This is a genomic window from Acinetobacter sp. YH01019, from assembly GCF_013420285.1.
Lineage (GTDB): Bacteria > Pseudomonadota > Gammaproteobacteria > Pseudomonadales > Moraxellaceae > Acinetobacter > Acinetobacter gandensis.
Window position 1 is genome coordinate 1 of the sequence record NZ_VOYM01000157.1, and the last position, 2,578, is coordinate 2,578.

Annotated in this window: 3 protein-coding genes; all 3 read left to right on the top strand. The window is 49.4% G+C overall.

Going from position 1 to position 2,578, the window contains the following annotated elements; genetic code table 11:
• On the top strand, positions 1 to 606 hold a 606-nt coding region (locus FTT84_RS17500), incomplete at its 5' end, for an IS3 family transposase (protein WP_117008159.1).
• A gap of 99 nt (positions 607 to 705) precedes the next feature.
• Positions 706 to 1,509: an aminoglycoside O-phosphotransferase APH(3'')-Ib gene (gene aph(3'')-Ib, locus FTT84_RS17505; RefSeq protein ID WP_001082319.1), complete on the top strand. Its 804-nt coding sequence runs from the start codon at positions 706 to 708 to the stop codon at positions 1,507 to 1,509.
• The gene (locus tag FTT84_RS17510) at positions 1,509 to 2,345 is read left to right on the top strand and encodes an aminoglycoside O-phosphotransferase APH(6)-Id (protein WP_000480968.1); all 837 of its coding nucleotides are present in this window, start codon (positions 1,509 to 1,511) and stop codon (positions 2,343 to 2,345) included. Before aph(3'')-Ib ends, FTT84_RS17510 begins: the two co-directional genes overlap by 1 nt.
• Positions 2,346 to 2,578: the final 233 nt, after the last annotated feature.

The following is a 2,578-nucleotide window of genomic DNA, read 5'->3' on the forward strand; positions in this document are numbered from 1 at the left end:
TTAATGAAGAAAATGGGCATTAATGCGTTATATCGTAAACCAAATCTAAGTCAGGCCAATCAAGCTCACCGTAAATATCCATATCTGCTCAAAGGATTGGCTATTCAGCGCAGTAATCAAGTGTGGTCTACGGATATAACGTATATCCCTATGGCAAAAGGCTTTGTTTATTTATGTGCTGTGATTGATTGGCATAGCCGCAAGGTACTTGCGCATAGAGTATCGATTAGTATGGAGGTTACATTTTGCATAGAAACATTAAATGAAGCTATTGAAAAATATGGCCGACCTGAAGTCTTTAATACAGACCAAGGCAGTCAGTTTACCAGTGATGCATTTATTGATGTATTGAAATCAAATGGCATTCAAATCAGTATGGATGGTAAAGGTCGATGGGTTGATAATGTGATGGTTGAACGATTATGGCGGAGCGTTAAATATGAAGAGGTGTATCTCAAAGCCTACAGCAATGTTTTGGATGCGAAGAAGCAATTAAACGCATATTTTGAATTTTATAATTTGAAACGACCTCATTCGAGTCTGGACAAAATGACTCCAGATGAGTTTTACTATGACCAGCTACCACAACAAAATAAGGTAGCTTAACTAGAGCAGAGTATCACTTATAAATAAGCTTTTAGTTGTTCAAACAAGTGGGACCACCTCTCACCTCCGCGCTTCATCAGAAAACTGAAGGAACCTCCATTGAATCGAACTAATATTTTTTTTGGTGAATCGCATTCTGACTGGTTGCCTGTCAGAGGCGGAGAATCTGGTGATTTTGTTTTTCGACGTGGTGACGGGCATGCCTTCGCGAAAATCGCACCTGCTTCCCGCCGCGGTGAGCTCGCTGGAGAGCGTGACCGCCTCATTTGGCTCAAAGGTCGAGGTGTGGCTTGCCCCGAGGTGATCAACTGGCAGGAGGAACAGGAGGGTGCATGCTTGGTGATAACGGCAATTCCGGGAGTACCGGCGGCTGATCTGTCTGGAGCGGATTTGCTCAAAGCGTGGCCGTCAATGGGGCAGCAACTTGGCGCTGTTCACAGCCTATCGGTTGATCAATGTCCGTTTGAGCGCAGGCTGTCGCGAATGTTCGGACGCGCCGTTGATGTGGTGTCCCGCAATGCCGTCAATCCCGACTTCTTACCGGACGAGGACAAGAGTACGCCGCAGCTCGATCTTTTGGCTCGTGTCGAACGAGAGCTACCGGTGCGGCTCGACCAAGAGCGCACCGATATGGTTGTTTGCCATGGTGATCCCTGCATGCCGAACTTCATGGTGGACCCTAAAACTCTTCAATGCACGGGTCTGATCGACCTTGGGCGGCTCGGAACAGCAGATCGCTATGCCGATTTGGCACTCATGATTGCTAACGCCGAAGAGAACTGGGCAGCGCCAGATGAAGCAGAGCGCGCCTTCGCTGTCCTATTCAATGTATTGGGGATCGAAGCCCCCGACCGCGAACGCCTTGCCTTCTATCTGCGATTGGACCCTCTGACTTGGGGTTGATGTTCATGCCGCCTGTTTTTCCTGCTCATTGGCACGTTTCGCAACCTGTTCTCATTGCGGACACCTTTTCCAGCCTCGTTTGGAAAGTTTCATTGCCAGACGGGACTCCTGCAATCGTCAAGGGATTGAAACCTATAGAAGACATTGCTGATGAACTGCGCGGGGCCGACTATCTGGTATGGCGCAATGGGAGGGGAGCAGTCCGGTTGCTCGGTCGTGAGAACAATCTGATGTTGCTCGAATATGCCGGGGAGCGAATGCTCTCTCACATCGTTGCCGAGCACGGCGACTACCAGGCGACCGAAATTGCAGCGGAACTAATGGCGAAGCTGTATGCCGCATCTGAGGAACCCCTGCCTTCTGCCCTTCTCCCGATCCGGGATCGCTTTGCAGCTTTGTTTCAGCGGGCGCGCGATGATCAAAACGCAGGTTGTCAAACTGACTACGTCCACGCGGCGATTATAGCCGATCAAATGATGAGCAATGCCTCGGAACTGCGTGGGCTACATGGCGATCTGCATCATGAAAACATCATGTTCTCCAGTCGCGGCTGGCTGGTGATAGATCCCGTCGGTCTGGTCGGTGAAGTGGGCTTTGGCGCCGCCAATATGTTCTACGATCCGGCTGACAGAGACGACCTTTGTCTCGATCCTAGACGCATTGCACAGATGGCGGACGCATTCTCTCGTGCGCTGGACGTCGATCCGCGTCGCCTGCTCGACCAGGCGTACGCTTATGGGTGCCTTTCCGCAGCTTGGAACGCGGATGGAGAAGAGGAGCAACGCGATCTAGCTATCGCGGCCGCGATCAAGCAGGTGCGACAGACGTCATACTAGATATCAAGCGACTTCTCCTATCCCCTGGGAACACATCAATCTTACCGGAGAATATCGTTGGCCAAAGCCTTAGCGTAGGATTTCGCCCTCTCCCGCAAACGACCCCAATTTGATAAAGAACATTGTATGAAATAAAAAAGAGAAAATCATAAATATTTGAAAAATAATAATAAATAAAATTGGCATGCAAGTTGCAATAATCTTATGGAGAATATGAGGATTTTGGTATGCAG

Excerpts from the sequence above, each read along its gene's own strand:
- FTT84_RS17510 (WP_000480968.1), top strand. The coding sequence starts at position 1,509 with ATGTTCATGCCGCCTGTTTTTCCTGCTCATTGGCACGTTTCGCAACCT.